The following is a 4,683-nucleotide window of genomic DNA, read 5'->3' as shown; positions in this document are numbered from 1 at the left end:
GCGCTCGGCATAACGAAGAACGCTTCGCGTTCTTCTCCTGTCTCAGGTCTGATGAGCGCTCGGCATAACGAAGAACGCTTCGCGTTCTTCTCCTGTCTCAGGTCTGATGAGCGCTCGGCATAACGAAGAACGCTTCGCGTTCTTCTCCTGTCTCAGGTCTGATGAGCGCTCGGCATAACGAAGAACGCTTCGCGTTCTTCTCCTGTCTCAGGTCTGATGACCTTCGACAAGTAGAAACCTCTTTCTTCCAGTATATGCAACGAATATGAACTTATGATGAATGCATTCGATCGTTTCGGCCTTTTGATCAATGACCGCGTGGTCAGGACGCCGGTTGCGGTGGCGTCCATGGCCGGGATTGTCGATGCTGACTATCTTCTTGCACGCAAGGATCATATCGGCCTCGGTTTTATCGGGGGATACTCGATCGATGCACCCACGATTGAGGCGGCGAAGGTTGTTGCCGCTGATGACGGGAGAAAGGAGTTCATCACTGAAGATCCCATTACCGAGCTGAAAGCACAAATCGCAAGGATGGGGGAGAGCAATGTCATCCTCGGAATCAACCTCCGAGGAAGCTCGTCTGAGTCATTCTCGCGTGTGGCACATGCCCTTGGTGACAAGGTTGTGTACGAGATCGATGCCCACTGCCGACAGCCGGCACTGGTCGCTGCGGGCTGCGGGGAATATTACCTGAAGAACACGGGAAAGCTTAGTGCCGCGATCAGGGCACTGAAAGAGGAGAATGTTACCGTCTCAGTCAAGATCCGCGCCGGTGTTGCCGAAGACGACCGGGCGCTTGCGGAGCTGATCTGGGCTGCCGGGGCCGACATCCTGCACATTGACCTGATGGACTTTGGGACTGCGAAGCTCCGCCAGATCCGGAACAGCTGCCCCCTCATAATCATCGCCAACAACGGCATCACCACGTTCGAGCGGATGAAGGACATGCTCTCGCACGGGGCCGACATGGTCTCGGTTGCCCGGAAATCCGATGAGCGAACCCTTGCCGGGCTCGACGCCGCGATCACGCGATATGCCGATGAAGAGGGGTGGTACAATGCCCCCAAGCAGCTCTGCCGGGGCGGCGATATCCGGTCGCTCACCTTCTGCTGCATGCCGGTCAAGGAGTGCCCGCTCATACCGATGCTCTCGCGGACCGGGATCTCCCATGATGATTTTGTCAAAATGAAACTGGGGGGCGTTGCAGATACACCGCTCGATACCGGCCGCCAGACCTGTTTTGGCAGCCTTGCGTGGTGCTGCAAGACATCATCGCCCTGCATGTTCCGGGACATGACATTAAAGCAGGCCGGTATCCCAAAGAAAGAGTATATGCGCCTGAAACGCGAGCTCTCTGATACCATAATGGCGCAGGTGTTCCATGACGTGCCTCCGGTTAAGCGCAGTTGAACGGGCCCAGCTGGCAATGATGCTGGAGGTCACGGCATTCCCAAAGCCGGGGAACGTTGACCGGTGCCATGACTATCCTGAAACCCGGCTCGAACATTTCCTTGCCTCCACCATCTTCGCCCGCCCGGCACTGGAAGAGGCCGAGCTCGGGAAAGGCCGGCTTGGCGAGATCATCAAGCACGCGGTCCGGGACACCAACTGCCATGCCGGGGGGAACACGCACTTTGGGGCATTCATCCTCCTCATCCCGCTGGTGTACGGCAAAACGATCGAAGGGGCTATGGCAGCAATCGGCCGGACCGAGTCTTCCGATGCGGTAGCCTTCTACAAGGCGTTCGCGATGACAGCCGTGAAAATGAACGCGACCGATGATCTCGATGTCAACGATCCCCACACGCTTACCCTCATCCGCGAGCGCGACATGAACCTGCTTGACATCATGCAGCATTCGGCAGCAAACGATATGGTTGCACGGGAATGGGTGACCGGCTTTCCGCTCTCCCGCCGGGGTGCAGACCTCCTGAAGGAGAACGGACCGGGCCGGGATTCAATTGTCCGTTCCTTCCTCTCCCTGCTTGCAACAGAGCCGGATACGTTTATCGCAAAGAAGCACAGTATGGATGTTGCGCGGGAGACGATGATGGCTGCCCGCGATGTGCTCGACGGGAAACGCTCCATCGAGGACCTTGATGAGGAATGTATCCGGCGGGATATCAACCCGGGCTCCATTGCCGACATCACCATCGCGGCAATCTATCTTGCCCTGGGGGAGGGGTGGTCGTGGGACTCTTAAAAGGCGGGATCAACGAGGTAATCGCCACCACGGGGTTCAACGCCGCACCCATGGGAATCCACTACCGGGACGGGAAGGCTACGATCGTTCTCTTTTCCGGAAGCCATACCGCAGAAAATGTGCTGAAGGAGGGTTGGATGGTTGCGAATTTCATCCATGACCCGGTGCTGTATGTCAGGACAGCGTTCGAAGACCTTCCCCGCGATATGTTTGTAAGCGAGCCGGTTGCCGGAATGACTGTGCAGCGCCTTGCCGGGACAGATGCCTGGGCCGCATTCACGACAACCATTGAACGGGAGACCTCTGAGGCACTCATCGTGACGCTCACACTGCAGCGGGAGATTATCGAGAATGCAGCAGTGTATCCGGTCAACAGGGGGTTTGGCAGTCTCATCGATGCCACCGTCCATGCAACGCGGTACGTCCGGAACCATGATACAAAACTGAGAGAACTTATCGATTACCATACCGGGATTGTCCGTAAATGCGGGGGGAAGCGCGAACTCGCCGCACTCGATATTTTACAGGGATTTCTGGGAAAACACTGACATATCGTCCTTTTTGCCGGTTTCCGGAGAATCATTATATATCTTGTACCACCACTTGTCATTATCACCCGTCCTTTGACGGGATTTCGTGGCACAATCTATGACAATGCGGCCATTCACCCGGAAGCGGCAGATGCTTTTTGATGTCTGCATTGTTTCAAGCATTCTTGCCGCCATGGTCATCACGTTCTTCTCGATCTCCCATGGTATCTACGATGTCTTCCCGTACTTCTATCTCATTCCCATCATCCTGATTGCGTTCGCCCGGCCGAACCTCGCCATATACGGCACTGTTGCCGTAGGCTGGATCTACGTTGCACTGGTCTTTACGCTTGGCCTGCCCGACCTCAAGCTCTATGCCCTTGCAACGGTCTGGTTCTACATCTTCGTCTCGCTTGGAGTCCTCATCTCCACCTACTCGCAGGTGTACCGGAAAGAGGGCGAGAAGAGTTGCGGGGCATATTATAACTCGCAGGCCGGAGTTTTTAGTTACGACAAGCGGACGTTCAAGATCCGGGATGCAAACCGGAAGTTCGCTAATATGATCCGGTACGACTGCGATGACCTGATGACTAAATCCCTACCTGACCTTATTCCCGACAAGGAAGAGCGTGAGAGTTTCATCACAAAGGTCCGTGACCTGCGGAGGGTCGGGGATATCGAGGTCAAATTCCGGGCATGGGACGGGAGCATGCGCTGGGCGCTCGTCTCTGCTGCCGAGACCGGCGACCCAGGGGTCATCTGCACGGTTGTCGACATCACCGACAACAAGCTGGCGCAGGAAGCCCTCACGCAGGCAAACAAGAAACTGAATCTCTTAAACAACGTGACCCGGCATGACATCCTCAACCAGCTGACTGCACTTCTCGGGTACCTGGAGATCTCCAAAGCAGACAACAAGGACCCGGCACTGGAGAAATATATCGAGCGCGAGCTGCAGGCGGCAACCGCTATCCGGAACCAGATCCTCTTCACCCGCGACTATCAGAACATCGGCGTCCACTCACCGCTCTGGCACAATGTGGCCGAGACTGTGTCGCTTGCAACGGCAAGCATAGACTCCCGCGCCATCTTTGTCCAGGTCAACATCCCCCCTGTCGAGATTTACGCCGATCCGCTGCTTGAGAAGGTATTCTACAACTTAATCGAGAACTCGATCCGACACGGGGAGCATGTAACGGAGATCTCGGTACGGACCGTGGAACGTGCGGACTCCCTTGACATCATTGTCGAGGACAACGGCGTGGGCATTCCCGAGGCCAACAAGGAGAAGATCTTCCGCCGCGAATTTTTCAAGAACACCGGCTTTGGCCTTTTCCTGTCACGGGAGATTCTGGCGATAACAAACCTTGTCATCACAGAGAACGGGACGCCCGGCACGGGGGCCCGGTTCGTCATCCGTGTGCCCCGGGAGCATTTCCGTTCGATCCCAGGCCACGGAAACGGGATATCCCCGCCGAAGAGATAATCCACTGATGGCCTGACTGTCCATCGGATGCCGGGCCCGAAAAAAGAGAGATATCGTTATTTTCAGCAGACCCGGGGAACCGGGTCGCCCATCGGGGGTTCGATGAACCGTTCCCCGCCTATTGTCGTTTCCATGATCACGTGAGCGCCTTTCGTGACCGTGCCGATGACACACGCGTCCTTCCCGTACTTATGCGAACGAAGAGCGGCAAGGATCGCCTCTGCGTCTGCTGCCGCAACTCCCATCACCACTTTGCCTTCGTTTGCCACTTCGAGCGGGTCGATGCCGAGCATGGCGGCTGCGCTTCTGACATTCTTCCGTATGGGCACCTGTTCTTCCTTTATCCGGACACAGACGCCGGCCTTCTTTGCCATCTCGTTGATGGCACTCGCGAAACCGCCACGGGTCGGATCTTTCATGGCATGGATGGTACCGGCTTCGTGGACCTTCTCCATCATGCC

At 56.4% G+C, this 4,683-nt stretch carries 5 protein-coding genes; 4 read left to right on the top strand and 1 reads right to left on the bottom strand.

The features are described from left to right. The first annotated feature begins 273 nt into the window (after positions 1–273). From CW742_RS07525 to CW742_RS07510, 4 genes are all read left to right on the top strand, one after another. Positions 274–1,413: a methanogenesis marker 9 domain-containing protein gene (locus CW742_RS07525; RefSeq protein WP_292418625.1), complete on the top strand. Its 1,140-nt coding sequence runs from the start codon at positions 274–276 to the stop codon at positions 1,411–1,413. Then, positions 1,385–2,206, top strand: a complete 822-nt coding sequence (locus CW742_RS07520) for a triphosphoribosyl-dephospho-CoA synthase (protein WP_292418623.1) — start codon at positions 1,385–1,387, stop codon at positions 2,204–2,206. Before CW742_RS07525 ends, CW742_RS07520 begins: the two co-directional genes overlap by 29 nt. After that, the gene (locus tag CW742_RS07515) at positions 2,194–2,754 is read left to right on the top strand and encodes a DUF447 domain-containing protein (RefSeq protein ID WP_292418619.1); all 561 of its coding nucleotides are present in this window, start codon (positions 2,194–2,196) and stop codon (positions 2,752–2,754) included. Before CW742_RS07520 ends, CW742_RS07515 begins: the two co-directional genes overlap by 13 nt. Positions 2,755–2,842: 88 nt before the next feature. Next, positions 2,843–4,222 carry an ATP-binding protein gene (locus CW742_RS07510; RefSeq protein ID WP_292418616.1) on the top strand — a complete coding sequence of 460 codons (1,380 nt, stop codon included), beginning with the start codon at positions 2,843–2,845 and terminating at the stop codon, positions 4,220–4,222. A 62-nt stretch (positions 4,223–4,284) separates the two neighbouring features. Here CW742_RS07510 and CW742_RS07505 read toward each other — a convergent pair. After that, the coding region (locus CW742_RS07505) for an AIR synthase-related protein (protein ID WP_292418613.1) at positions 4,285–4,683 on the bottom strand (399 nt) is incomplete at its 5' end.

Origin of the sequence: Methanoregula sp., assembly GCF_002835825.1 — an archaeon.
GTDB lineage: Archaea > Halobacteriota > Methanomicrobia > Methanomicrobiales > Methanospirillaceae > Methanoregula.
Note: the sequence above shows the minus strand (reverse complement) of the source record. Positions and strands in the feature narration are given on the sequence as shown.